Source organism: Amycolatopsis sp. CA-230715 (genome assembly GCF_018736145.1).
Classification (GTDB): Bacteria; Actinomycetota; Actinomycetes; order Mycobacteriales; family Pseudonocardiaceae; genus Amycolatopsis.
The window spans coordinates 9,263,291-9,290,075 of record NZ_CP059997.1 but is presented as its reverse complement, the minus strand read 5'-3'; the positions used below and the strand labels follow the sequence as shown (position 1 = coordinate 9,290,075).

Genomic DNA, 26,785 nt, shown 5'->3' with positions numbered 1-26,785 from the left:
TCGCAAGTCATCTTGCGAACTGAGCGGACTTCTCGAGACGAGGCGCCATGACGGTGACTGCGAAGACCACGGCCGGTGAACTGCGGGGCCGGGAGGAGCGGGGTCTGGTCGTCTTCCGGGGCGTGCGCTACGCCGAGAGCGCGCGCTTCGAGGCGCCGCGGCCGGTGGGATCCTGGACCGGCGTTCGCGACGCGACGGCCGACGGCCCGATCGCACCGCAACTGCCGTCGCGGCTCGAAGCGGTCATGGGCGCGCCGGAGGAGTCCGAGCAGGCGGAGGACTGCCTGAACCTCACCGTCACCACGCCTGGTGTCGACGGCACGCGCCCGGTGCTCGTGTGGTTCCACGGCGGCGCGTTCGTGACCGGCGCCGGATCGTGGGACTGGTACAGCGGGCATCGGCTGGCGAACCAGGGCGACGTCGTGGTGGTCGGCGTCAACTACCGCCTCGGCGCGCTCGGGTACCTCCGCGCGCCCGGCGTGTCGGAGGGGAATCTCGGTCTGCGCGACCAGATCGCCGCACTGCGGTGGGTGCGGGACAACATCGCCGCGTTCGGCGGCGACCCGGACGCGGTGACCGTGGCCGGTCAGTCGGCCGGTGCGCATGCGGTGGCGTGCATGCTCGGCATCCCCGAGGCGCGGCGGCTGTTCCGGCGCGCGATCGTGCAAAGCGTGCCACTGGGCATCGGGCTCGGCGACGCGCGGAAGGCGAAGCGGTCCGCCGAGCGGTTTCTGGCGTTCCTCGATGCCGATCCTCGTACCGCCACGGTGCCCGAGATCCTCGACGCGCAGCGCCGGGTCGCCACGGTTTCGGCGGGCAGGCTCGGGCTGACCATCGCGCCGCCCTTCATGCCGGTCAGCGGGACCGGCGTGCTGCCGTCGTGGAAGGACTGGCAGCGCACCGCACTCGCCGCGGCCGACGATCTCGACGTCCTCATCGGCACCACCGCGTTGGAAACGGCGGCGTTCCACACCACGAACCCGGTTTTCCGCGCCGTGCGCCGCATCCCGGTGCTGGGCCCCGTGCTGGCGGACGCCGCGACGTGGGTCGCGGGCGCGACGGTGTTCGGCAGGGGCACCCGCGCGCTGGCCTTCGACCTGAGCCGCGCGGGTGCGCGGGTATGGGCGTACCGGTTCGACTACGCCCCCGAGGGATCGGTTTTCGGCGCCTGCCACTGCATCGAGCTGCCGTTCCTGTTCGGCGACGAGCAGAGCTGGGCGTCGGCGCCGATGCTGGACGGTGCCGACGAGACGCGGACACGGGACCTCGGCGTGCGGCTGCGGGCGTCCTGGCTCGCGTTCCTCCACAGTGGACGGCCGGACACCGAGGACCTGGTGTGGCCGCGGTTCACCGCCGCCGCGCCGACCGTCCACCACTGGCGGGACTGACGCGCCGTCAGCCGAGCAGCGCGCTGAACCTGCGGACCGTGCGCGTCTTGTACAGGTCCACAACGGACACTTCGCCGATACCAGCTTCCCTGACCCTGCTCACGATGCTGAACGCCAGCAACGAGTTCCCGCCGACCAGGAAGAGGTCGTCGTCGAGCGATACGGGAACGCCGAGCGTCTCCGCCCAGAGCGCGCCCATCCGGTGTTCGAGTTCGCTCGGGCGCTCGTCGTCGGTGTGGCGGAGCCGGAGTTCGGCAGGCGCCACCGGAGCGGGCAGCCGTGCGGCGTCCAGTTTTCCGTTCTGGGTAACCGGAAGCTCGGTCAGTTCGGTGATCGTCGCGGGCACCATGTACTCGGGCAGGTGCTCGCGCACCGCGGCGCCGAGCGCGTCCACGTCGACACCCTTGCCGACGACGTAGGCGTGCAGTACCTCGGACCCCGCGCCGGTGCCGCGGGTGCCCGCGACCACGGCGGCGGCGGTGATCGCGGGATCGGCGAGCAACCGTTCCCTGATCTCGCCGAGCTCCACCCGGTGGCCGCGGATCTTCACCTGGTCGTCGGCCCTGCCGAGGTACTCCAGCTCGCCGTTCGGCAGCACGCGGCCGCGATCGCCGGTGCGGTACCACCGGTTCCCCGGTATTCCGTCTCGGGCGAGCAGGAACTTGGCCGCGGTCAGCTCGGGACGCCGGTGGTACCCGTCGACGATGCCCGCGCCGCCGAGCAGGATCTCGCCTGGCACGCCGGGCGGCACGCGGCGGTCGTGCTCGTCGACGACGTCCACCTGCCAGCCGGGGATCGCGTACCCGACCGACCGGCTGGCCACCGCGGCGCTTTCGCTCGTCACCGGCTGCCACGTGCAGGCCACCGTCGTCTCGGTGATCCCGTACATGTTCACCACCTGGCACCGCTCGCTCGGGTAGCGCCGCAGCCACCGCGACATCAGCGCCATGTCCAGCGGTTCGCCGCTGAACATCAGCAGCCGCACCGGAAGCCGGTTCGGCCGGCGGGCGTCGACCTCCGCGAGTTGCGTGAAGACCGACGGCGTCTGGTTCAGCACGGTGACGGCCTCGTCCGCGAGCAGGTCCCGCAGCGCGGAGGCGTCGCGCGCGGTGGTTTCCGAGACGATCACCAGCCGTCCGCCGGTGGCGAGGCAGCCGAAGATCTCCCAGACCGAGAAGTCCCACGAGTAGGTGTGGAACAGCGCCCACACGTCGTCGCCGCCGAACCCGAACCCGTACCGGCGCGCGGAATCGAGCAGCGCGGACACGTTCCGGTGCGGCACCACGACGCCCTTCGGCCTGCCGGTGGAGCCCGAGGTGTAGATCAGGTACGCCTCGTCGTCGGCCGCGCCGGTGGGTGCGACGGGCTCGGCCCTGTCCCGCAGCGCGGTCTCGTCGAGCACCAGGGTGGGCAGGCCGAGCTCGCCGAGTTCGTCGGTGTCGCCCGCCAAGAGCGTGACGTCGGCGTCCTCGGCGATCTCGCGCAGGCGGGCCACCGGGTTCCCCGGCACGAGCGGCACGTACGCGGCGCCCGTCTTGAGCACGGCGAGGATCGCCGCGATGAGCACCGGCGACCGGCCGAGGGCGAGCCCGACACGGGAACCGCGCCGGGCGCCGAGCGCGATGAGCTTCGCGGCGATCGCGTTCGCGGTGTCGTCGAGTTCGCGGTAGCTCAGCGAGTACCGGTCACCGGTGACCGCGACGGCGTCCGGCCGTTTCCGCACCTGTGCGCCGACGAGTTCGTGCAGGGTGTGGTCGCCGTCGAGCCGGACGGGTTCGCCGTCACCGGGCAGCGCCGGTGCCGGATGGGGGCCGGCGACGAGATCGATGGTGCCGACCGGTTCGGCCGCGTCCGCGGTGAGTGCGGTTTCGACGCAGTGGAGGAACCAGGCGGCGGCGGTGGGATCGACGGCGTCGTCGCGGTACCGGAGGGTGAGCGCATCGTGTCCATTGTGGACGTCGATGGTGATCGGGAACTCCGACGGCTCCGGCCCGACCGCGACGGCGGGCCACGGGGTGCCTGGATCGGCTACCTGGTTCGCGTTCGCGAGGACGGTCTCGGCGTACTCGGCGCGGGAAAGGGTTTCGTCCACCGGCACGTCCCAGACCTGCCAGTCGTCGTCGTACACGGCGATCCGCGGGAGGTCACCGGTGTAGCGGGCGAGCACGGTGGCGACCGCGGCGATCAGCGCGGCCCGGTCGGCGCCCCCGGCGGGTGCGGTGAGCGTGATCGTGCCGCTGCGCCCGTCGCGCGGTCCGAACGCGGCCCACACCGGCTGCTCGTACGCGCTCACCGGGCCGCCTCCGCTGTCGTGCGGGTGATCGTCTCGGCGAGGAGCCGGAGCAGGGGCGACGGGTCTGCGAGGAAGTACATGTGCTCGCCGGGAAGCTCGGTGACCGTGCAGCCCGCCGAGGTGGCGTTCTGCCACGCGGCAAGGGATTCCGGGGAGACGAGCTGGTCGTGCTCGCCGCGGATCGCGGTGATCGGCACGGGCAGCGGGGCGTCGGCCGGCGCCACGTAGTCGTCGCGGGCGAGCATGTCGGCGCGCAGCGGCGGCAACAGGATCTCCCGCAGTTCCGGCTGGGCGAGCGCGGGATGGCTGAACCCCGCGATCTTCTCCACCGAGCGGACGAATTCGCCGTCGGAAAGCCCGCGCAGGCCGAGGTCGAGCGGTGTGAACGGGTCGGGGGCCCCGCTGACCACCAGGTGCGCGACCCGGAATTCACCGGATTCGGCGATCGTCCTGGCCAGTTCGAGAGCCACGACCGCCCCGGAGCTGTGCCCGAACAGCACCAGCTCCTCGCCGGGTGCCGCGGTCTCGCGGACCTGCGCCAGCGCGTGCGCGACCAGAGCGGGGACGGTGTCGAGCGCGGCGAGGTCGAACTGCTCTTCCCTGCCGGGGAACTGCAGCGGCTGGAGCTCGACCCCGGAGCCAGGGGGCGGCGACCACTCACGGTAGATCGACGCGCCCGCGCCCGCGAACGGACAGCAATATACCTTCATGCTCACCGGATCCACCCTTTCGAACCGCAACGGAAGTAGTCGCGAGCCGAAGTTATCCCCGCACCGTGTTGCCTGATGCCAGACAATGCCGACGCACCAAGGGGTTTTCGGGCGCGCCGGTGTTTCGAGCATTCTGCCATGCGCGTGGGAAGTAGCGTCGCCGACGAAGTGAAGAATTGTCAAATCCGTGCAGTGGGCTCACCCGCGTGCTATTCGCAGGAAAGGGAAACAAGCCCGTGAAGCTGTTAACGCATCCAACCCCGATCGGCACCAGGTTCGAGGCGTACGGGCCGAGCAAGCTCGACGAGATCCTGCGGCGCTTCCCGGTACCGGAGGAGCTGGCGGAGACCATCCGGCTCTTTTCGCTCGTGCTGCCGTTCCGGGTGAACGAGTACGTGCTTTCCGAGCTCATCGACTGGACGCGCGTGCCGGAGGACCCGATCTTCCAGCTGGTGTTCCCGCAGGACGGGATGCTGTCCAAGGCTGATGAGCAGGCGCTGGCCAAGGTGGCGAGCGGTCCCGGCCGCCGTGCCGAACTCCCGGCCGTGGTGAAGCGGATCCGCCAGAGCCTGAACCCGCATCCGTCCGGGCAACTGGAACTGAACGTGCCGAGCCTCGGCGGGGAAAACCTGCAGGGACTCCAGCACAAGTACCGCCAGACGGTGCTGTACTTCCCGCAGCAGGGCCAAACCTGCCACACCTACTGCACCTACTGCTTCCGGTGGGCGCAATTCGTCGGGGACCAGGACCTGCGGTTCGCGGTGAAGGAGGCGGACGACCTCGTTCGCTACCTTCGCGCGCATCCCGAGGTCACCGACGTGCTGGTGACCGGCGGGGACCCCATGGTGATGTCGGCGGAGCGCCTGCGGGTGCACCTCGAACCGCTGCTCGCCGTCGACACCGTCCGCACCATCAGGATCGGCACGAAGTCGGTGGCGTACTGGCCGCAGCGCTTCGTCACCGACGCCGACGCCGACGACACGCTCCGGCTGTACCAGCAAGTGGTGGACTCCGGGCGGACGCTCGCGGTGATGGCGCATTACAGCCACGGCCGCGAGCTGTCCACCGACATCGCACAGCAGGCGATCAGGCGGATCCTTTCGACGGGGGCGCGGATGTACTGCCAGTCCCCGTTGATCGCGCACGTCAACGACGACGCGGACGCGCTGGCGGAGCTGTGGTCGGGGGAGTTCGCTGCGGGCGCGGTGCCGTACTACCTGTTCGTCGCGCGCGACACCGGCCCGCACGACTACTTCAAGGTCCCGCTGGCCCGCGCGTACGAGTTGTTCGCATCGGCCTACCGCCGGCTTCCCGGGCTGGCGAGGACGGTCCGCGGCCCGGTCATGTCCGCGACCCCGGGCAAGGTGATCGTGGACGGCACCGCCGAGATCGGCGGCGAGAGCCTGCTGCAGCTGAGGTTCATGCAGGGCAGGGAACCCGCGCTCACCGGGCGCCCGTTCTTCGCCCGCCTCGACCGCGACGCGGCGTGGCTCGACGAACTGGACTTGGTGCCGGGCACCCCGCCCGACATCCTGGAGGCCGTCCAGTCCCAGTCGCTGACCAAGGAGGACCGGTGACCGCGGTGTTCGCGACCTCGCCCAACCTGGCGCTCGACGAGGCGGTGAACCGGCTCCGCGCCGAGGGCCGGTCGCTCGTTCACCTCGGGTTCGGTGAATCGCAGCTTCCGGTTCCCGATTTCCTGGTCGCTCGTTTGAGTGCCGGAGCGCAGCGGAACGCCTACGGGCCGATCGCTGGTGCCGAGGACGCACGGGAGGCGGCGGCGGGCTACTTCACGCGGCGGGGACTGGCGACCGGTCCGGAGCAGACGGTGCTCGCGCCGGGCAGCAAGCCGATCCTGTTCGCGCTGATGGCGGCACTCGAGGGCTCGGTGATCCTGCCCAAGCCGTGCTGGGTGACCTACGAGCCGCAGGCGCGGCTGGCCGGGCGTGGCGTGCTGGAGGTCCCGATTCCCGCCGAGAGCGGCGGCGTGCCCGACCCGGAGCGGCTCCCCGAGGCGATCCGGGCGCACCGCGCGGCGGGTGGTGATCCCCGGATCCTGCTGCTCACGCTGCCGGACAACCCGACCGGCACGTATCCGTCGCGGGAAACGGTGCGCAGGCTGTGCGAGATCGCCGAGGAAGAGGATCTCCTGATCATCTCGGACGAGATCTACCGGGACATCCTCCACGAGGACGGCGCGAGCGTGACGAGTCCCGCCGAGTTCGTGCCGGACCGCACGGTGGTCACCTCCGGGCTGAGCAAGAGCCTCGCGCTCGGGGGCTGGCGGATCGGGTTCGCGCGGTTTCCCGACACCGGCAAGGGGCGGTGGCTCCGCTCGCGGGTGCTGGGTGTCGGCAGCGAGATCTGGTCGACGCTGGCGGGTCCGATGCAGGAGGTCGCCGTCCACGCGTTGTCCGAGCCAGACGAGGTCGTTGCTCATCTGAGCGCTAGTGTCCGGTTGCATGGTTCGGTCGCGGCGGCCGTGCACGCCATCGTGACCGAGGCTGGTGCGGTCTGCCGGAGGCCGACCGGCGGCTTCTACGTGTACCCGGACTTCGAGCAGGCGAGGGCGGTGCTGGCCGCGAAATCGGTTACGGATTCGGCATCACTGCAGGAATACCTGATCGAGCGGCTCGGTGTGGCGGTGCTGGGCGGGCACCACCTCGGCGACGTTCCGCGGTGCCTCCGGTTCCGCGCCGCGACCAGCATGTTGTACGGCGAGACCCCGGCCGAGCGGTGGGCGGCGCTCCGGGCTCCCGACCCGGTCGCGTTGCCCCATGTGGCCGCGCAGCTGGACACGCTCCGTGATGCCTTCGCGAGGCTCACCGAGTAGCCGATCCGCCTGCGAAACACCGGTGCCGCACTCCCTCGGGGGTGCGGCACCGGCATGTTCGGGGTGGATCGACCGAACCGAACCGTTCGGTCGGCGGGGCGACCGAACAGTGCGGTCGCGCACCACGGGATTAGGGCGGGTTCACCTGGTCGTGTTGACGGTGAAAAACCGGCTCCATAGAGTCATGGTTGTCGGCAGTGATCCGGCGATCGTGAATCGCGAAGACGCGATTCCCGCGACGGTGATTCCACGAAGAATGATTCGGAAATCCCCGTCTCCATGTTTCCGTGATGGCGAACAGAGGCTACCGATGACTATTGCTCCGATGGCACCCCACGGCGTTGCCGTGGCCGATCGTCCCCTGGAACAGGTCGATTTCCCTTATGGCCTGACCCGTGAATACGAGCACATCTTCTCGTCGTTCTTCGAAAACTCCGGTGTTTCGCTGGCGATTTTGGACCGCGAGCTGCGCGTCCTCGACGCCAACCCGGAACTGCTCGCGCTGGTCGGCCGGTCCTCGGCCGAGGTGCGGTCGTCCACGTTTCCCGCGCTGCTGCACCCCTACGTGGCCCAGCGCGTGGAACAGCGGCTGATCCGGCTCGCGCGCCGGAAGGACCGCGTGTTCCGCGACCAGTTCCACCAGCTCGTCTCCGGGATCGCCGCGGCGCCGGTGACCGTCGTCGCGACGGCGCTGCCGGAGAACACCGAAGGCAGGGCCGCGGTGCTCCTGCTGTGCCTGCCGCATCGTGGACGGCGTCCCGGCACCGACGGTGGGACGGGCAGCGGCAGGCTCACCGATCTCGACGCGCGCATTCTGCAGGGCATCGCCGAGGGCACGACCACGGCGGAGATGGCCAGGAAGCTCTACCTGAGCAGGCAGGGCGTGGAGTACCACATCCACCGGATGCTGCGGAAGCTGAAGGTGAAGAACCGCGCCGAACTGGTTTCGCGCTCCTACGTGCTGGGGCTGCTGACGCCGGATGCCTGGCCGCCGAAGGTTCCGCAGCAGCACCGGGCGCCGTGACACCGACGGCGCCGTCGCGGGACCGGTCAGCCCGCGACGGCGCGACGGTACACGCGGCTGCTCGCGGTGACCGTCACGAGGAGCACCAGTGCGAGCACGGCCACGGCGATGAGGGTGGCGTGCTGTTCGGCGAAACCGGTGCCGGTGACCACGGTGGGGTTGCCCCAGAGCGTGCGGCAGGCGGCCACCACCGAACTGACCGGGTTCCACGCGGAGACCGTCGCGAGCCAGTCCGGCAGGCCCCGCAGGGGTACGAAGGCGTTCGACACGAACGACCCGAATACCATGATCATCGCGGCGGTGGAGCTGATCGCCTCGGTGCCGCGAATGGACAGTCCGATGAGGACACCGACCCAGAGCATGCCGTAGGAGAACAGCAGCAGCAGCGCGAACCCGGCGATCGCGGACAGCGGCGATGCGTGGATGCGCCAGCCGAGCAGCGCCGCGATCCCGCTGGTGGCCGCGATGCCGACGGCGACGAGGGAGAGCTCGGAGATCGTGTGTCCGAACAGGACGGCGCTGCGGCGGATCGGCAGCGACCGGAACCGGTCGGCGAGCCCGCCGCGGAGGTCGTCGGCGATGCCGAGCGCGCTGGTGGCCACGCAGGCGAGCCCGACCTGCACCGCGACGCCCGCGGTCAGGTAGTCGACGTAGCGCTGCCCGTCGGGAAGCGCGATCGAGCCGTCGAAGAGGTAGCCGAGCACGAGCACCATGCTGATCGGCATCATCAGCACGCCGATCACCTTCGCGGGCGAGCGCCACATCGCCGTGATGCGCCGTCCGGCCAGTGCCGCGATGTCGCCGAGCGTCGTCACGCCACGAACTCCTTCTCTTTCGGTGCAACGGTTTCCGCGCCGCCGGACGCGGTGATGGCGAAGAACACGTCGTCGAGCGACGGCCGCCGCAGCGCGAAGTCGAGCACGGCGATCCCGGCGGTGTCGAGCCGCGCGGCCACCCTGCCGATTCCGCCGACGCCGCCGGGGACCGGCGCGCGGACGCGGGAACCCTCTGTCTCCGCCGAGACGGCGTCGCCGCCCTCCGCGATCAGGATCTCCCGTGCCTGCGCGGCGTTCCGCGGGTCGGCGACGACGATTTCGAGCCATTCGCCGCCGACGGTCCGCTTGAGCTCGTCGGGGCTGCCTTCGGCGACCACCTTCCCGCCGTCGATGACCACGATCCGGTCCGCGAGCTTGTCGGCCTCTTCGAGGTACTGCGTGGTGAGCAGGACCGTGGCACCGGCGGCGGCTTCGGCGCGGATCGCGGCCCACAGCGAAGAGCGGCTCGACGGGTCCAGGCCGGTGGTCGGTTCGTCGAGGAAGATCACCGGCGGGCGCGCGATGAGGCAGCTCGCGAGGTCGAGGCGGCGGCGCATCCCGCCCGAGTACGTTCTGGCCGGGCGGTCCGCCGCGCCGGTGAGATCGAACTGGGTGAGCAGTTCGGCGGCGCGCGCTTTCGCGATCCGGCGGCCGAGGTGCAGCAGTTTGCCGAGCAGGACGAGGTTTTCCCGGCCGGTGAGGTCGCCGTCGACGGCCGCGTACTGCCCGGCGAGCCCGATGCGGCGCCGGACCTGTGCCTGCTCCCGCACCACGTCGAAGCCCGCCACGGTGGCGCGACCGGCGTTCGGGGTGAGCAGGGTCGACAGGATCCGGACGGTCGTGGTCTTGCCCGCCCCGTTCCGCCCGAGCACCCCGAGCACGGTGCCCGCGGGCACGCGGAGGTCGACCCCGCGCAACGCCTCGTTCTTCCCGTAGCTTTTCCGAAGGCCTTCGGTCTCGATCGCCGCGGTCACGCGTCACCCCTTTTCCGTGCGCGAGCGCCATCGAAGAACGCCCGTGTTTCCCTATTCCAGCAGTGACCCAGTTGGCCGTCGGCCAGTAGAGGTGGCCGTATGCCAGTGGTGCCCGGGATAGCGTTGCGGTACCTCGTTCAGAACGCGCCAGTGTGCACGGCGAACGACGACTGTAGCAGAAACTTTCGGAACACACCCGGCTGGCGGACAGGGAGTATCGGATGCCGGAACGAAATGGAATACCGCCTTTCTCGGTGATCTCGGGACGCCAGGTATTCGGCGTGCTGGACGGAAACGAGAAGAAGGTCGTTGATATCGTCGAATCGGCGTACCGGTTGCACGGCGAGGGCGACACGGTGAATCCGCCGTCGTACTTCCTCCGCTTCCCGGACCGGCCGACCTCGCGCATCATCGCCCTGCCAGCCTCGGTCGGTGGCGACAACAGCGTCGACGGCGTGAAGTGGATTTCCAGCTTCCCCGGCAACGTGGCGAACGGCGTGCCGAGGGCGTCGGCCGTGCTGATCCTGAACGACCACGACACGGGCTACCCGATCGCCTGCCTGGAGAGCTCGGTGATCAGCGCGGCGCGGACGGCGGCGTCGGCTGCGCTGGCCGCGGCGGCGCTGACCAAGGGGCACGACCGCCCCCGGCGCGTCGGCTTCCTCGGCACCGGGTTGATCGCCCGCTACCTGCACACCTATCTCGCGCGCACCGGGTGGGAGTTCGACGAGATCGGGGTGCACGACCTGAACGCCGAGTCGGCGAACGGGTTCCGGGACTACCTCGACGGCGCGGGCACGACCGGCACGATCACCGTGCACTCCGACGCGGAAAGCCTGATCAGGGGCAGTGACCTGGTGGTGCTCGCGACGGTGGCCGGTACCCCGCACATCCACGAGGTCGACTGGTTCCGGCACGACCCGCTGGTGCTGAACGTGTCGCTGCGGGACCTGGCACCGGAGATCATCCTGATCTCGACGAACATCGTCGACGATGTGGACCACTGCCTCAAGGCGGACACTTCGCCGCATCTCGCCGAGCAGCTCACAGGTGACCGCGGCTTCCTTTCCGGCACCCTTTTCGATGTGCTCGAAAACCGGGTCGAACTGCCGAAGGACCGGCCGCTGGTGTTTTCGCCGTTCGGGCTCGGCGTGCTCGACCTCGCGGTCGCGAAACACGTTTACGACGAATTGGGCGAGGCCGGTGCGCTTTCGGTCGTCCCGGACTTCTTCCACGAGACGGATCGGCACCGGAAGGCTGACAAGTAGCCTCGGTGCCACACGCGGATAGGGGATTGTGCGTGCCTATCATTTCGGCTCCTCAGGAATACAACGAAGAGAGCCTTTACGTCGATCTCCGGTCGGCGTTCGGGCGGTCGCTCTACCTCAAGTGCGAAGGGTTCAACTTCTCCGGTTCGGTGAAGCTGAAGGCCGCCGCGGAAATGATCTCGAGCGCGGAGCGGCGCGGTGTGCTGCGACCGGGCGCGACCCTGGTGGAGTCGTCGTCCGGCAACCTCGGCGTGGCGCTGAGCATGCTCGCGGCCGACCGGGGCTACGGGTTCGTGTGCGTCACCGACGCCAGGTGCAACGACGCGACCCGCCGCATGATGGAGGCGTTCGGGGCGCGGGTGCACGTGATCACCGAGCCCGCGGCGGACGGTGGCTTCCTCGGCGCGCGGATCTCCCACGTGCGCGCGCTGTGCACCGCCGACAGCCGGTTCGTCTGGCTGAACCAGTACCGCAACCCGGACAACTGGATGGCGCACTACCTGCACACCGCGCCGTCGGTGGCCGCCCAGTTCCCCGAGCTGGACGTGTTGTTCGTCGGCGCGGGAACGACCGGGACGCTGATGGGGTGCGCGCGGTACTTCCGCGACTCCGGGCGCACCACCCGGATCGTCGCGGTGGACGTGATCGGGTCGGTCACCTTCGGCTGCGCACCGGGCAGGCGGCTGATCCCCGGCCTCGGCACCAGCGTCCGGCCCGCGATCCTCGATGAATCCTTTGTGGACGAAGTGGTGCACGTGTCCGAACCGGACGCGGTGCGGCGCTGCCGCGAGCTCGCCGCGCGCGGGTTCCTGTTCGGCGGCTCGACCGGCACGGTGCTCAGCGGTGCGTTGACGTGGCTCGCGGACAACGCGCCAGGTGACTCGCTCACCGCCGTGGCGATCGCGCCGGACCTCGGCGAGCGGTACCTCGAAACCGTCTACAACGACGAATGGGTGGACGAAGCGTACTGGCCGGAGGCGGCCTACCGGGAGGGACCCGAGTCCCTTCCCGAGCTCAACGCCACCCACTGACGACGCGAATTCCTGGGAGAAGGCCAGCATGTCGGAGAATCGCCCGGAGCCGTTGCCGCTGTCGGCGGCGCAGCTCGAGGTCTGGTACGCGCAGTTGCTCGACGAGGGCAACCCGATCTGGAACATCGCGGAGTGCCACGAGATCACCGGGCCTCTGCGGATGGACGTGTTCTCGGACGCGGTCACGCAGGCGGTGACCGAGGCCGAATGCCTCCGCGTCCGGTTCGAAGTAGACGGTGACGACATCCGCCAGGTCGTCGAACCGCTGGCGGGGCCGCCGCTGCGGATCGTCGACCTGCGCGAGGAGCCCGATCCCGCGGCCGCGGCGGACGAGTGGATGCGCGCGGATCTGCACACCGTCGCGGATCTGTCGGCGCCGCCGCTGTACACCATGGCGTTGCTGCGGACGGCGGACGAGCGGGCCTCCTTCTTCATGCGCGCGCACCACGTGCTGTGGGACGGGTTCAGCGAAGCCCTGTTCGCGCGCAGGGTGGGCGAGATCTACACCGCGATGGTCACCGGCGGCGATCCCGGAGCGGGCGCGTTCCCGCCGCTCGCCGACCTGCTCGCCGACGAGGCGTCCTATTTGGACTCGAAGCAGGCGGAGAAGGACAAGGACTTCTGGGCGGCCCGGTTCCCCGAGACACCGCAGCTGACGACGCTGGCCGGAACGGAGATCGTGCCGGCGGAGAGCTTCCTGCGCACGGGCGCGGTGGTGGACGCCGATACCGCCGAACGCCTGCGCGCGGTCGCGTGGGAAGAGCGCGCGGCGTGGCCGACGTTCGTGATCGCGGCGACGGCGGCCTACCTGCAGCGGATGGCGGGCACGGCCGAGGTCATGGTGTCCATGCCGGTCACCGCGCGCACCACGCCCGCGATGCGCGCGATCCCCGGGATGCGCGCGAACGTGCTGCCGCTGCCGCTGGCCGTCCACCCCGGAATGACCCGCGGCGAGCTGGTGTCCTATGTGGGCAAAGAGGTCAGCAGGACGTTGCGCCACCAGCGCCGCCGCGGGCAGCGGGTGCGCGAGCAGATGGGACTCGGCCGCGACGACACCAGGCCGTTCGGCCCGGAGCTGAACGTCGCCTCGTTCATCGAGGAGCTGAAGTTCGGCCCGTGCACCGTGTTGTCCCGCAACCTTTCCACGGCGCCCAACGACGACCTGTCGATCACGGTGCACGACCTGGAGGACGGCGGCCTCAAGATCCTCTTCGACGGCAACCCCCGGCTCTACGACACCGAGGCGCTCGACCGGCTGGTGGGCCGCCTGCGCGGGTTCCTGGTGGAACTGGGTTCGTGCGCGCCGTCGTCGCCGGTCGGGACGATCGATCTCGTCGACGGCGACGAGCGCGACCTGGTGCTCGGGAAGTGGCTGGACACCGAGCGGTCCGAGGACTTCTCCGATGTCGTCACGACGGTGCGCCGGATCGCGGACGCTCGCCCCGATGACGTCGCCGTCGTCGATTCCGAGGGCGAGACCAGTTATGCGGAGCTGTGCGCTCGCGCGGCTGCCGTGACCGAACTGCTCACCGGGCTCGCGAAGGGCGAGATGGTGGCGATCCTCGACGACCGGGGTGCCGGTTTCATCGCGGCCGTGCTCGGCGTGTGGGCCGCGGGCGGTGCGTACGTGCCGCTGGACCCGCAGGCGCCGGTCGCCCGCCAGAGCCAGGTGCTCACCGAGAGCGGTGCGAACGTGGTGCTCTCGGGTGCGCCGTACGAGCACGGGGGACGGGAACTGGGCGGCGAGCACGTCGTCCACGCGATCCCCGCGCGCGGTGCGCGGGGAGCCGGGTGGGATCCGGTGGTGGTGACCGAGGACGACCTCGCCTACGTGATCTTCACGTCGGGGTCCACCGGCAGGCCCAAGGGCGCCATGGTCACACACGGCGGGATGGTCAACCACCTCCTCGCCAAGATCGACGACCTCGGCCTGACCGGTGACGACCGGATCGTGCAGAACGCGCCACTGTCGTTCGACATCTCGGTGTGGCAGATGATGGACGCGCTGCTGCTCGGCGGGACCGTGCGGGTCGTCGACCGGGACACCGCGAGCGATCCCTCGGCGCTGTTCGGGGTCACCGAATCCGAGGGCGTCACGATCCTCGAAGTCGTGCCGTCGCTGCTGCGCGCGGCGCTGGACGTGTGGGACGACGGCGGCCGGGTCCCGGAGCTCGCGGCGCTGCGGAACCTGGTGGTCACTGGCGAGGCGCTGCCGCCGGACCTGTGCGCGCGCTGGTTCCGGCGGTTCCCGGCGATCCCGCTGGTGAACGCCTACGGCCCCACCGAATGCGCCGACGACGTGACCCACGCGGTGATCACGCCCTCGGCAGGGCTGGAGGGGACGCGGGTCCCGATCGGGCGCGCGGTGCGGAACACGCGGCTCTACGTGCTCGGTGACGGTCTGCGGCCGGTCCCGGTCGGTGTTCCCGGCGAGCTGTACGTCGCGGGCGCCGGGGTCGGCAGGGGCTACCTCGCCGACGCGGGCCGTACCGCGGTGACCTTCCTGCCGGACCCGTTCCGGCGCGGTGGTGCGCGGATGTACCGCACCGGTGACGTCGTGCGGTACCGCGAGGACGGTCAGCTGGAGTTCCTGGAGCGGCGTGACCGCCAGGTGAAGATCCGCGGGCACCGCATCGAGGTGGCCGAGGTGGAGGTGATGCTCCGGACCCTGCCGGGGGTGGCCGACGCGGTCGTGGTGGTCGGGGCGGACTCGGCCGGTCAGAAACGGCTCGTGGCCTACCTCGCCGGTGACGGCGAGCCGGAGGAATGGCGCTCGGGCACCGAGCGGCGGCTGCCCGCCTACCTGGTGCCGTCGGCGTTCGTGAAGCTGCCCGAACTTCCGCTGACACCGAACGGGAAAGTGGACCACAAAGCGTTGCCCGCGCCCGAATTGGACGCCGCGACGGACTACCGCGCACCCGGAACGGAGAGCGAGGAACTGGTCACCGCCGTCTACGCCGAGGTACTCGGTGTGGAGCGGGTCGGTGTCGACGACGGGTTCTTCGATCTCGGCGGGCATTCGCTGCTCGGCACGAAGGTGCTCAGCAGGCTGCGGCAGGCGACCGGGATCGAACTGACCCTGCGGGACCTGTTCAGCTCGCCGCGCGCGGGTGACCTGGCCGCGCTGCTGGTCGGCCCGGTCCGCGAACGTCCGGTGCTCGAGCGCGGCGTCCGGCCGGAGCGGATCCCGTTGTCGCCGGGGCAGTACCGCATGTGGTTCCTGGACAAGCTGGAGGGACCGAGCGGGACCTACAACGTGCCGTCGATGGCGAGGCTTTCCGGGAAGCTGGACCGGGTCGCGCTGGAGCGCGCGTTCTGGGACCTGATCGATCGGCACGAGACCTTGCGGACGGTGTTCCGCCACGACGACGGCGAGCCGTACCAGGTGGTGCTGGAAGGGGACGCCGCGCATCCGCGGATGGAGGTCGTGGAGATCTCCGAGGACGAGCTGGAGGACGCGGTACTGGACGCGGCCGCCTACGCCTTCGACCTCTCGGCCGAGATCCCGGTGCGCCCGACCTTGCTCGCGCTCGGCGAGGACGATCACGTGCTGCTGGTCGTGGTGCACCACATCTCCACCGACGGGTGGTCGGTGGCGGCGCTGGCCTCGGACATGAACACCGCCTACAACGCCCGGGTGCACGGGCAGGCCCCCGGTTGGGCGCCGTTGGAGGTCCAGTACATCGACTACGCGCTGTGGCAGGAGAAGTTCCTCGGCGATCCGTCCGATGAGGACAGTGTGATCGCGGAGCAGCTCGCGTACTGGAGCGCGGAGCTGACCGGGATCAACACCGATCTGAACCTCCCGCTCGACCGGCCGCGTCCCGCCGTGCGGACCTACCACGGCGACACGCTGTACTTCCCGATCGACGGGGAGCTGCACGAAGGGATCGTGGAGCTGGCGAACAGCCGCGGCGCGACCCCGTTCATGGTGGTGCAGGCGGCGCTGTGCGCGCTGCTGAGCAAGCTCGGTGGGAGCACGGACATCCCGCTCGGCAGCCCGATCGCGGGCCGGATGGACCCGCTGCTCGACCCGCTGGTCGGCCTGTTCATCAACACCGTGCTGCTGCGGTCGGACCTGTCGGGCGACCCGGGTTTCGCCGAGCTGCTCGACCGGGTGCGCGAAACCGATCTCGCCGCCTACGGGCACCAGGACGTGCCGTTCGAACGGATCCTGGAGATCGTGAACCCGGTCCGCTCCGCGGGCACGAAGACGCCGTTCCAGGTGATCATCGCCTTCCAGAACAACGAAAAGCCGGTCATCGAGATGGAGGGTCTCTCCGGTCACTTCGAACTGGCCGCGAACGGCACGGCGAAGTTCGACATCGCGTTCAACTTCGTCGAGGACTACGAGGATGGGCAGCCGACCGGGATCGCGGGCAGCATCGAGTACAGCACGGACCTGTTCTTCGAGGACACCGTGGAGCGGATCGGCGACCGGCTGGTGCGGCTGCTGGAGTCGGCGATCGAGGATCCGACGACACCACTGTCGCGTTTGGACGTTCTCGGTGCGGGCGAGCGGGACATGATCCTGCGCGAGTGGAGCAGGCGCGCGGCCGCGGTGCCCACGATGCTCGAGGGCCTGCCCGTGGCACCGCCGTCGAAGCCCAAGGTGTACCTGCTCGACGAGCACCTGGCGCTCGTCCCGCCCGGGGCGACCGGCCGGTGGTTCGTGGCGGCCGACCGGATCAAACCGGCCGACGGGGCGGAGGTGGCCGAGCTGCTGGTGGCGAACCCGTTCGGCAAGGCGGGGGCGAAGATGATCGCCACCGGCAGGCAGGGCCGGTGGAGCCGGTACGGCGAACCGGAGGTGTTCGAACGGGACGAGGCCGACGAGTCCCAAGAGGACACAGTGGAAGCGACCGAGGAGGACTGGGACGGTTCACCTCGCCCGCAGGAACCCCGCAACCAGCACGAGGAGATCCTTTGTGGACTCTTCGCCGAGGTGCTCGGCCGTGACCGGATCGGCATCGACGACAACTTCTTCCAGAGCGGCGGGAACTCGCTGCGGGTCGGCAAGCTGATCGGGCGGATCCAGTCGGCGCTGCAGACCGCGGTGACGATCAGGGACGTGTTCGAGAACCAGACGGTCGCGAAGCTCGCGGCCAAGCTCGGTGCCGCGCGGGTGCGGCCCGCGCTGGTCGCGGGCGAGCGGCCCGAGGTGGTGCCGCTGTCGTTCGCGCAGCGGCGGCTGTGGTTCCTCAACCAGTTCGAGGGGCCGGGCGCGGCCTACAACATCCCGATCGCGGTGCGGTTGACCGGAACGCTCGACCGGGCGGCGATGAGCGCCGCGGTGCGCGATCTCGTCGAACGGCACGAGGTGCTGCGGACGGTGTACCCGGACGCCGGGGGCGAAGGCCGTCAGCAGGTGCTCGCGGTCGACGAGGTCGTCGGCGAGCTGCCGGTGACTAAGACGGACGCCGCGCGCCTGGACGAGGACGTGCGGGTCGCGGCGATGACCGGGTTCGACGTGACGGTGGACCCGCCGCTACGGGCGTCGCTGTTCGAGGTTGCCCCCGAGGAGCACGTGTTGTTGCTGCTGGTGCACCACATCGCCAGTGACGGGTGGTCCACCGCGCCGATGGCGCGCGATCTCGCCGCCGCCTACACCGCGCGGCTCGGCGGCGCCGCGCCGGAGTGGGAGCCGCTTCCGGTGCAGTACACGGATTTCGCGCTGTGGCAGCGGCGGCTGCTCGGTGACCTCGCGGACGGCGGCAGCCTGGTGGCGAAGCAGACCGAGTACTGGCGCACCGCGCTGGCGGGGCTGCCGGACGAGCTGCCGCTGCCCGTGGACCGGCCGCGTCCCACCGAGCCGACCTATCGCGGTGACATCGTCGACTTCCGGCTCGACGCCGAGCTGCACGAGCGGCTCGACCGGTTCGCGAAGGACACCGGGACCACCGCGTTCATGGTGCTGCAGTCGGCGCTGGCGGTGACCCTGTCGCAGTTCGGCGCCGGTACGGACATCCCGCTCGGGACACTGGTGGCCGGGCGCACCGACGACGCGCTGGAAGACCTGATCGGGTTCTTCGTCAACACACTGGTGCTGCGGGCCGATCTCAGCGGCAACCCGTCCTTCCGCGGCCTGCTCGCGCAGCAACGGGAAACCGATCTCGCCGGGTTCGGGAACCAGGACGTGCCGTTCGAAAGCCTGGTGGAGGCGTTGAACCCGGCGCGGGCGCGGGCGCGGCACCCGTTGTTCCAGGTCGCGATCACGGTGCACAACAACGACGCCCCCGACGTCGAGCTGCCGGGGCTGGTGCTGGCGAGCGAACTGATCAGGACCAACATCGCCGATCTCGACCTGCACTTCGAGTTCATCGAGGAGCAGGACGGGGGAGCGTGCGCGGGTATCGCGTCGCTGGTGAAGTTCAGCGTCGACCTCTTCGACCGACCGACGGTGGAGGCGCTGGCCTCGGGGCTGGTGCGGGTGCTGGAGCAGGCGCTCGCCGAGCCGGACCTGCCGTTGAGCCGGGTACTGGTGCTCGATGACGGCGAGGTGGCCGACGCGCTCGTGACGCCGGGCGACACCGCGCGGCCGAACGAGATCACCGATGTCGTCGCCAGGGTCGTCGAGCTGGCGAAGAGCCAGCCCTCGGCGGTCGCGGTGTCCGACGAGCGCGGGCGGATGGACTACGCGCGGCTCGTCGAAGCGGCCGGGTCGGTCGCGGAAAGCCTTCGGGCACAAGGGGTCGAGGCGGGATCGCTCGTCGCGTTGCTCGCCGAGCGCGGGACCGGTTACGTGGCCGCGGTGCTCGGGGTGCTCGGCGCGGGCTGCGCGTACCTGCCGCTCGACGCCGCGGCACCGTCCGGCAGGACACGCGGGCTGCTCGACGAAGCGGCGCCCGCGCTCCTGCTGGCGGACGGCGAGCATCGCGCGCTCGCCGACGAACTGGCGGGTGACCTCGATGTCGTGGACCTGGACCTCAGCGGCGCCCGTGACTGGAACCCGGTGCCCAGCAAGGATCTGGACCTGGCCTACGTGCTCTACACCTCCGGGTCCACCGGCAAGCCCAAGGGCGCGATGGTGCACCGGGGCGGGATGGCCAACCACCTGCTCGCGAAGGTCGAGGATCTCGGCCTGACCGAACGGGACGTGGTGGTGCACAACGCGCCGGTGACCTTCGACATCTCGGTGTGGCAGATGCTGGCGCCGATCGTGGCCGGGGGCAGGGCGCACGTGGTCAGCGGGGAAACGGCGCGCGATCCGCTCGCGCTGTTCGACGTGGTGACGAGCGAGGGCGTCACGGTCCTGGAAGTGGTGCCGTCCCTGCTCGCGGCGACCCTCGACACGTGGGACATCGAGCGCGCGACACCGGAGTTCCCGGGCCTGCGTTGGCTCGTGGTCACCGGTGAGGCGCTGCCGCCGAAGTCGTGCGCGCGCTGGCTGGACCGGCATCCGGGTATCCCGGTGATGAACGCCTACGGCCCCACGGAATGCTCCGACGACGTCACCCATGCCGTACTCGACGCGGCCCCGGCCGGATCGCGCACGCCGATCGGCAGCGCGCTGCGCAACACCGGGCTCTACGTGCTGGACGCGTGGCTGCGCCCGGTTCCCACCGGCGTCGCCGGTGAGCTGTACGTCGGCGGGCTCGGCGTCGGCCGCGGGTACCTCGGTGCGCCGGGCAAGACCGCGGCGGTGTTCCTGCCCGACCCGTTCGCCGGTGCCTCCGGTGCCCGGATGTACCGCACCGGCGACGTGGTGACGCGGGGCGCGGGCGGGCAGATCACGTTCCTGCACCGCGCGGACGACCAGGTGAAAATCAGGGGCAACCGGATCGAGCTCGGTGAGATCGAGGCCGCGCTGCGGAGCTTGCCCGAGGTCGCCGACGTCGTCGTGCAGCCGTACGACGACGGCTCCGGGGCCAGGCTCGCCGCGCACCTCGTGCTCACCGGCGAAGTTTCGGACGGTGACCTGAAGGACCGGCTCGGCTCGCTCGTACCGCCCTACATGCTGCCGTCGGCATATCTGCGCCTCGATCGCTTTCCGTTGACCCCCAACGGAAAAGTGGACCGCAAGGCGCTGGTGCCGCCGTCGGCCCGCGCGGTGGAACCCGGCCGTGCGCCGTCCACTCCTCGGGAGCTGGCGTTGCAGAAGCTGTTCGCCGAAGTGCTCGACGGTGCCGAACTGGGCGCCGACGACGCGTTCTTCGACCACGGCGGGCACTCGCTGCTGGCGACCCGGCTCGCCAGCCGGATCCGCACGGAGCTGGGTGCCGAGGTTTCGGTGCGCGACGTGTTCGACCACCCGACGATCGCGGGTCTCGCGGCGCGCCTCGACGGTGCGCGGGTGCGCCCGCCGCTGGTCGCCGGTGCGCGGCCCGAGGTGGTGCCGTTGTCCTACGCGCAGCGGCGGCTGTGGTTCCTCAACCAGTTCGAAGGCCCGAACGCGGCGTACACAATCCCGATCGCGGTGCGGTTGCGCGGTCGGCTGGACACTGACGCGCTGGTGTCCGCGCTCCGGGACCTGCTCGACCGGCACGAGGTGCTGCGGACCGTCTACCCGGAGTCCGACGGCGAAGGGCGGCAGCGGATCCTCGGCCTGGACGAGGCGTTCACCGGACTGTCCATTGTGGACACCACGGAGTCCGGACTGGACGGTGCGCTGGCGGAAGCGGTGGGCGCCGGGTTCGACGTCACGGTCGATCCGCCGCTGCGGGCGACGTTGTTCGTGCTCGGCCACGACGAGCACGTGCTGTTGCTGGCGGTGCACCACATCGCCACGGATGGGTGGTCGGCGGGGCCGCTGGCCGCGGATCTGGCACGGGCCTACACCGCGCGGCTGCACGGCGCCGGTCCGGAGTGGACTCCGCTGCCGGTGCAGTACGCGGACTACAGCCTGTGGCAGCGGGAGCTGCTCGGTGCCGCCGACGACCCGGAAAGCCTGCTGGCCAAGCAGATCGGGCACTGGCGCGACGCGCTGGCCGGTCTTCCCGACGAGCTGCCGCTGCCGCACGACCACGCGCGTCCCGCGGAGCCGACCTACGCCGGTGGCATGGTCACCAGCGCGATCGGGGCCGGGCAGTGCGCGGAGATCGAGAAGCTGGCGAAGGCGACCGGGACCACCGCGTTCATGGTCCTGCACGCCGCGCTGGCGGCGACGCTGGCCGCGCACGGCGGTGGCACGGACATCCCGCTCGGCACCCCGGTGGCGGGCCGGACCGACGACGCGCTGGACGATCTGATCGGGTTCTTCATCAACACTCTCGTGCTGCGCACCGATCTGAGCGGGGACCCGTCCTTCCGGGCGCTGCTGGCTCGGGTGCGCGAAACCGATCTCGCCGCGCAGGAACACCAGGACGTGCCGTTCGAAAGCCTGGTGGAGGCGCTCAACCCGGCACGGAGCCAGGCAAGGCACCCGTTGTTCCAGGTGATGCTGGTGTTGCAGAACAACCGGGACGCGCATGCGGAGTTCCCCGGTCTCGCCGTGGACGCGTGGCCGGTGGACACCGGGGCGGCGCAGTTCGACCTGCACTGCGAGTTCGTCGAAACCGGTGACGGGCTGGACGCGAACATCGGGTACAGCGCGGACGTGTTCGACCGGGAATCGGTGCTGTCCCTGGTTTCGGGCTTCCATCGCCTGCTCGCTCGCGTGCTCGCGGATCCGGACGCGCCCGCGGTCGTCGCGCCGGACGAGGTGTGGGAGCACAGGTTCCCCCAGTGGCGGGAAACCCGTCCGTCCACATCAGACGTTCGGGACGTCGTAGTGGTTGATGGGCGCGGGCCGAGTACGCCGAGGGAGCGCCTGCTGCACGGGTTGTTCACCGACGTGCTCGGCACGGGCGAACTCGGCGTCGACGAGAGCTTCTTCGACCGCGGCGGGCATTCGCTGCTGGCGAGCAGGCTGGTCAGCCGGATCAGGGTCGCGCTCGGTGTGCGGCTGACGATCAGGGACCTCTTCGATCACCCGACGGTGGCGAGGCTGGCGAGCAGGGTGGACCGGCTCGGCGAGGGCACCCCGTTCGACGTGCTGCTGCCGCTGCGCCGCGAAGGCGGCAAGGTGCCGGTGTTCTGCGTCCACCCCGCGGGGTGCGTGAGCTGGTCCTACCTCGGGCTGGCGAGTTCGCTGGCAGACCGGCCGATCTACGGCTTGCAGGCGCGGGGTATCGCCGAGGACGTGCCGCTGCCGCGCGACGTCCGCGAGATGGCGGCGGACTACCTCGCCCAGATCAGGGTGGTCCGCCCGCACGGCCCGTACCACCTGCTCGGCTGGTCGCTCGGCGGCGTCGTCGCGCACGAAATCGCCTGCCAGCTGCAGGCGCAGGGCGAGGAGGTCGCGTTGCTCGCCAGCCTGGACAGCGCGCCTGGCGGTGACGAGAGCGAGCTGATCGACGACGAGTCCCTCGCCGCGACCGCGCTGCGGTTCTTCGGCCTGCGGGGTGACGAGCCCGCGGTGAAGGGCCCGGACTTCGAAGGCCTCTCTGAGCTGCTGCGCGCGACCGACACCCCGATGGCCGATCTGAGCACGGAGCAGCTGAAGCGCTGCTTCGCCGCCTGGCGCAACAACCTCGCGCTGCAGGTCGAGTTCACCCCCGGTGTCTTCCGCGGCACGATGGTCCACTTCGTCGCGGCCGAGGAGGTCGGCAACCAGTCCGCCGGCCAGTGGAAGTCCTATGTAGACGGTTCGATCGAATGCCACGAGGTGGGCTCGACGCACGAGGGGATGACCGACGGAGCGGTGCTCCGGCAGATCGGGTCGGCGCTCGAGCGGTACCTCGCCGAGAAGAACACGGAGGAGAGGAGCAACCGGTGACCAATCCCTTCGACGACGAAGCGGGCACGTTCCACGTCGTCGTCAACGCCGAAGGACAGCACGCGCTGTGGCCCGCGTTCGCGGAGCTGCCGGACGGCTGGACGACCGCGCACGGACCGGATTCGCGCGCGGCGTGCCTCGCCTACGTCGAGGAGAACTGGCGGGACCTGCGTCCCGCGAGCCTCATCGCGAAGAACCTGAAGTAACCAACGGAGAACAGGAGCGACCATGACCGTCGAAACCGCATCGAAGCTGGCCAGGATCAAGGAGATCGTCTGCGACATCCTCGAGATCGAAGAGGACGAGATGACCGAGACGAGCCACTTCGTCGAGGACCACGAGGCCGACTCGCTGCTGGCGATCGAGATCCTCGCGGGGATGGAGAAGGAGTTCAAGGTCACCATCGAGCAGTCCGAGCTGCCGCGCATGGTGACGCTGAAGGGCGTTTACGAGGTCGTGGCCGAGAACGCGGGCTGGTGAGACGGACCATGACACATCGGGTGGTCCTCACCGGACTCGGCGCCGTGTCCAGTATCGGGATGGGGGTGACCGAGTTCACCGCCGGCCTGCTGGCAGGGCGCAGCGGGGCCAAGGACATCACTTCGTTCGACACCACCGGGTTCGACTTCGCACGAGGGTGTGAGGTGCCCGATTTCGATCCGAAGGACTGGATCGGGAAGGTGCCGATCGACACGATCGGCAAGGCCACGCAGTTCGCGGTGGCCGGTGCGCGGATGGCGATCAACGACGCGGGCGTCGACCTCGACTGGCTGCGCTCCCGGCGGGGGCTGGTGTCCATCGGCACCACCGACGGCGAGTCGAACGAGCTGGACAAGATGGTCGGGGTCGAACTCGAATCGGGGCGCGCCGCGGTCAGCGCGACCGCGGCGCGCAAGATCCCGGCGACGCGGCTCTCGCTCGCGATCGCGCGGGAGTTCGGGCTCGTCGATGTCGAGGCGACCACGATCGGCACGGCGTGCGCGGCGGGAAACTACGCCGTGGGCTACGGCTTCGACGTCGTGCGGGCGGGCGAGGTGGACTTCGCGCTGTGCGGTGGCGCGGACGCGATCTGCCGCAAGACGTTCACCGGGTTCTACCGGCTCGGCACGATCGCGCCGGACAACTGCCGCCCGTTCGACAAGGACCGCAAGGGGATCCTGCACGGCGAGGGCGCTGGCGTGCTGTTGCTGGAGACGCTCGAATCGGCGCAGGCCCGTGGTGCGCGGATCTACGCGGAGGTGCTCGGGTACGGGCTCAACTGCGACGCGCACCACCAGGTCGCGCCGAACCAGGACGGCGTGGCGAAGTGCATGCGGCTCGCGCTCGACAACGCGGGGCTCGATCCGTCCCAAGTGGACCTGATCTCGGCGCACGGCACCGGGACCAAGGCCAACGACGTGACCGAGTGCGGCGCCATCCACGACGTGTACGGGTCGGCGCCGCCGCGCACGGTGTCGCTGAAGTCGATGCTCGGGCACACGATGGGCGCGGCGAGCGCGCTCGCCGCGATCGCCAGCGCGCTGGCGATCCGCAACGGGTTCGTGTTCCCGACCATCAACCACGTCGAGACCGATCCGGAGTGCGCGATCGACTGCGTGCCGAACGAGGCGATCGCGGCGGACCTGAACGTGGTGCAGAACAACGGGATGGCGTTCGGCGGCAACAACGCGAGCGTGATCCTCGGCAAGTACCCGGTAGCGGCCTGACGGCGACTGCCGAACCGAAAGGAGTCTCCGATGCCCGCAACGGGTCCGGTGATCACGGCTTGGGCCGCGGTGTCGCCGTTCGGCACCGACCGAAAGAACTTCCTCGACGGCATGGCGGCGGGCCGTCCGGCGGCGAGCACGACCAACCCCGAGGAGGGCGTCGTCCCGGGTGAGCACGGGTACGTCGTGCCGAACTTCGCGATCAGGGAAATACTGGGGCGCAAGGGAACCAGGATGATGGACCGCGTCGCCGCGCTCACCATCACCGCGGTGGGCCAGATCTTCGACGCGGGGGAGCCAGGCAACGCGCCGGAGGGGACCGGGCTGGTGCTCGGGACCACCACCGGCAGCATCTGGGGCGCGATGGACTTCACGCGCACGTCGATGCAGGCGGAGCTGCCTTATCACGTCGAGCCGGGCCGGATGCCCGGTGGCGTGATGAACTGCGCCGCGGGGCACTGCGCGATCTGGTACCAGCTCACCGGGCCGAACACGACGCTGGCCAACGGGCGCCCGTCCGGGCTGATCGCGTTGCGGTACGTGCGCAGGCTGCTGGCCCGCGGGCGGACGAACACCGCGCTCGTCGGTTCGGTGGAGGAGTACTCGCTGGACCGGTCGTGGCTGGAGTACAACGGCCGCGACGGCGCGCCGGGTCCGCTCGGGGAGGGTGCCTGCCTGTTCCTGCTGGAGAACCCGGGTTCGGTGTCCCCGGACCGGACCCCGTTGGCGGAGCTGTGCTCGGTGTCGTCGCGGGTGTACCCCGAGGGCGACCCGCGCGGGTCGATGCAGGCGTGCGTGCTCGACGCGCTCACCGAAGCCGGTGTGGAGGCGTCGGAGGTGTCCATTGTGGCGCCGTCGGGTTTCACCGGTGAGGCGGGCGAGTACGAGAGCGAGGTGCTCGACGGCCTGTTCGGGCGGGTTCGTCCGCAGTGGGTGGACGTGGCGGGCCTGATCGGCGACACCGGCGCGGTTTCGTCGTCGTTCCAGGTGGCCGCGGCGCTCGGGCTCGCCGGTGATCGGCCCGGCGTCGCGGTGGTGACCTCGGTGGACGCCGACGGGACGATCGCGTGCGCGGTGTTCCGGCTCTTCGGGGTCCAGACGTGAGCCGGGTGAGCCCGGTCCGCGGTGCGATCGAGGTGGTCGAGCCCGCGTCCTTTTCGGACGGTGCATGGCGTTCGGCGGCGAGGTTCGCCGTCGGTGAGCTGGAGCCGGTGTTCGCGGGGCACTACCCGGGTTTCCCGATTTTCCCCGGGGTGTGCGTGGTGGAGTGCGCGCACCGCGGTGTGCTGGCGACGAAGCCGGCGGAGATCACCGGGCTCAGGTTCATGTCGCTGGGTTCGGCGCGGTTCGTTTCCGCCGTGCTGCCGGGGGACGTGCTGGACATCGCGCTCGAATGGCGCCGGGAGGACGAAGGCGTGCGGGTGGCGGCGAAGGTCGTCACCGGGCGCGGGAAGGCGGCGTCGGCCCGGCTCCACTACACGGAGGAAAGCACGTGACCACGGCCGATCTGCTCCCGCACCGGTACCCGATGCTGCTGGTGGACCGGGTACTCGACCTGGTCGACGGCCAGGAGGTCACCGCGGTCAAAGCCGTCTCGGTGAACGAGCCGTGGTACGCGCGGGCCGGTTCGGACGGATTCGCCTACCCGCAACTGCTCCTGGTCGAGTCCTTCGCACAGACGGCGGGGATCCTCGGCACGACCGTCGGGCTCGGGGGCACGTCCGAGACGGGGCTGGTGACGTTGATCGGCTCGGTCAGCGGCGCCCGGTTCCACCGCGACGTGTTCCCCGGCGACGTGGTGACCCATCGCGTCCGCGTCGAGAAGGTACTGGCCGACGCGGCCGTGGTGTCCGGGGAGAGCGAGGCGAACGGGGCGCCGGTGCTCACCGTGGCGCAGATGGTCCTCGCGTTCCGGCCGGAGTCCGAACTCGCCCCCGGCGGCGAATCCCCCTGAACGCACAGGCCCTGAAGAAGCGCTGGAGAAGCG

At 70.3% G+C, this 26,785-nt stretch carries 17 protein-coding genes; 13 read left to right on the top strand and 4 right to left on the bottom strand.

Annotation, left to right across the window (positions count from 1 at the left end):
- The first annotated feature begins 47 nt into the window (after positions 1–47).
- A complete protein-coding gene (locus tag HUW46_RS43230; protein WP_215544425.1) occupies positions 48–1,388 on the top strand; it encodes a carboxylesterase/lipase family protein in 1,341 nt (446 codons plus the stop codon).
- Between the two features lie 7 nt (positions 1,389–1,395).
- Here HUW46_RS43230 and HUW46_RS43225 read toward each other — a convergent pair whose 3' ends face one another.
- Positions 1,396–3,681 carry a non-ribosomal peptide synthetase gene (locus HUW46_RS43225; RefSeq protein WP_215544424.1) on the bottom strand — a complete coding sequence of 762 codons (2,286 nt, stop codon included), beginning with the start codon at positions 3,679–3,681 and terminating at the stop codon, positions 1,396–1,398.
- The gene (locus HUW46_RS43220) at positions 3,678–4,391 is read right to left on the bottom strand and encodes a thioesterase II family protein (RefSeq protein ID WP_254126709.1); all 714 of its coding nucleotides are present in this window, start codon (positions 4,389–4,391) and stop codon (positions 3,678–3,680) included. The genes HUW46_RS43225 and HUW46_RS43220 overlap by 4 nt, the downstream gene beginning before the upstream one ends.
- A gap of 236 nt (positions 4,392–4,627) precedes the next feature.
- Between HUW46_RS43220 and HUW46_RS43215 the strand changes: the two genes are divergently transcribed.
- The 3 genes from HUW46_RS43215 to HUW46_RS43205 all read left to right on the top strand — a co-directional run bounded on the left by HUW46_RS43215 (position 4,628) and on the right by HUW46_RS43205 (position 8,248).
- Positions 4,628–5,968, top strand: coding sequence for a KamA family radical SAM protein (locus tag HUW46_RS43215; RefSeq protein WP_215544422.1), 1,341 nt, complete (start codon positions 4,628–4,630; stop codon positions 5,966–5,968).
- On the top strand, positions 5,965–7,224 hold the full coding sequence (locus tag HUW46_RS43210; protein WP_254125529.1) for a pyridoxal phosphate-dependent aminotransferase: 1,260 nt from the start codon (positions 5,965–5,967) through the stop codon (positions 7,222–7,224). Before HUW46_RS43215 ends, HUW46_RS43210 begins: the two co-directional genes overlap by 4 nt.
- A 346-nt stretch (positions 7,225–7,570) precedes the next feature.
- Entirely contained in the window at positions 7,571–8,248 is a 678-nt protein-coding gene (locus HUW46_RS43205) for a LuxR C-terminal-related transcriptional regulator (RefSeq protein WP_215544421.1), read from the top strand.
- Between the two features lie 26 nt (positions 8,249–8,274).
- On the opposite strand, the gene HUW46_RS43200 is transcribed toward HUW46_RS43205, so the two are convergent.
- Both HUW46_RS43200 and HUW46_RS43195 read right to left on the bottom strand, forming a co-directional pair.
- Positions 8,275–9,063, bottom strand: coding sequence for an ABC transporter permease (locus tag HUW46_RS43200; protein WP_215544420.1), 789 nt, complete (start codon positions 9,061–9,063; stop codon positions 8,275–8,277).
- Positions 9,060–10,037: an ATP-binding cassette domain-containing protein gene (locus HUW46_RS43195; RefSeq protein ID WP_215544419.1), complete on the bottom strand. Its 978-nt coding sequence runs from the start codon at positions 10,035–10,037 to the stop codon at positions 9,060–9,062. The genes HUW46_RS43200 and HUW46_RS43195 overlap by 4 nt, the downstream gene beginning before the upstream one ends.
- Positions 10,038–10,258: 221 nt before the next feature.
- Here HUW46_RS43195 and sbnB point away from each other — a divergent pair, with 221 nt between their 5' ends.
- Genes sbnB through HUW46_RS43150 form a run of 9 tightly spaced genes read left to right on the top strand, consistent with a single transcriptional unit; the run spans position 10,259 to position 26,752 of the window.
- The gene (gene sbnB, locus HUW46_RS43190; protein WP_215544418.1) at positions 10,259–11,305 is read left to right on the top strand and encodes a 2,3-diaminopropionate biosynthesis protein SbnB; all 1,047 of its coding nucleotides are present in this window, start codon (positions 10,259–10,261) and stop codon (positions 11,303–11,305) included.
- Between the two features lie 32 nt (positions 11,306–11,337).
- Positions 11,338–12,336 (top strand): 2,3-diaminopropionate biosynthesis protein SbnA, encoded by a 999-nt coding sequence (sbnA, locus tag HUW46_RS43185; RefSeq protein WP_215544417.1) that lies wholly within the window; start codon positions 11,338–11,340, stop codon positions 12,334–12,336.
- Positions 12,337–12,364: 28 nt separating this feature from the next.
- Entirely contained in the window at positions 12,365–23,092 is a 10,728-nt protein-coding gene (locus tag HUW46_RS43180; RefSeq protein ID WP_215544416.1) for a non-ribosomal peptide synthetase, read from the top strand.
- Positions 23,089–23,298, top strand: coding sequence for an MbtH family protein (locus tag HUW46_RS43175; protein WP_215550538.1), 210 nt, complete (start codon positions 23,089–23,091; stop codon positions 23,296–23,298). The genes HUW46_RS43180 and HUW46_RS43175 overlap by 4 nt, the downstream gene beginning before the upstream one ends.
- 22 nt (positions 23,299–23,320) lie before the next feature.
- Positions 23,321–23,572: an acyl carrier protein gene (locus HUW46_RS43170; RefSeq protein ID WP_215544415.1), complete on the top strand. Its 252-nt coding sequence runs from the start codon at positions 23,321–23,323 to the stop codon at positions 23,570–23,572.
- Between the two features lie 8 nt (positions 23,573–23,580).
- A complete protein-coding gene (locus HUW46_RS43165) occupies positions 23,581–24,798 on the top strand; it encodes a beta-ketoacyl-[acyl-carrier-protein] synthase family protein (protein ID WP_215544414.1) in 1,218 nt (405 codons plus the stop codon).
- Between the two features lie 30 nt (positions 24,799–24,828).
- A complete protein-coding gene (locus HUW46_RS43160; protein WP_215544413.1) occupies positions 24,829–25,902 on the top strand; it encodes a beta-ketoacyl synthase N-terminal-like domain-containing protein in 1,074 nt (357 codons plus the stop codon).
- Complete coding sequence (locus tag HUW46_RS43155; RefSeq protein WP_215544412.1) at positions 25,899–26,294, top strand: 3-hydroxyacyl-ACP dehydratase FabZ family protein; 396 nt, start codon at positions 25,899–25,901, stop codon at positions 26,292–26,294. Before HUW46_RS43160 ends, HUW46_RS43155 begins: the two co-directional genes overlap by 4 nt.
- Complete coding sequence (locus HUW46_RS43150; RefSeq protein ID WP_215544411.1) at positions 26,291–26,752, top strand: 3-hydroxyacyl-ACP dehydratase FabZ family protein; 462 nt, start codon at positions 26,291–26,293, stop codon at positions 26,750–26,752. The genes HUW46_RS43155 and HUW46_RS43150 overlap by 4 nt, the downstream gene beginning before the upstream one ends.
- Positions 26,753–26,785 lie beyond the last annotated feature (33 nt).

Excerpts from the sequence above, each read along its gene's own strand:
- HUW46_RS43230 (WP_215544425.1), top strand. The coding sequence starts at position 48 with ATGACGGTGACTGCGAAGACCACGGCCGGTGAACTGCGGGGCCGGGAG.
- HUW46_RS43220 (WP_254126709.1), bottom strand. The coding sequence starts at position 4,391 with ATGAAGGTATATTGCTGTCCGTTCGCGGGCGCGGGCGCGTCGATCTAC.
- sbnB (WP_215544418.1), top strand. The coding sequence starts at position 10,259 with ATGCCGGAACGAAATGGAATACCGCCTTTCTCGGTGATCTCGGGACGC.
- HUW46_RS43180 (WP_215544416.1), top strand. The coding sequence starts at position 12,365 with ATGTCGGAGAATCGCCCGGAGCCGTTGCCGCTGTCGGCGGCGCAGCTC.
- HUW46_RS43170 (WP_215544415.1), top strand. The coding sequence starts at position 23,321 with ATGACCGTCGAAACCGCATCGAAGCTGGCCAGGATCAAGGAGATCGTC.
- HUW46_RS43165 (WP_215544414.1), top strand. The coding sequence starts at position 23,581 with ATGACACATCGGGTGGTCCTCACCGGACTCGGCGCCGTGTCCAGTATC.
- HUW46_RS43160 (WP_215544413.1), top strand. The coding sequence starts at position 24,829 with ATGCCCGCAACGGGTCCGGTGATCACGGCTTGGGCCGCGGTGTCGCCG.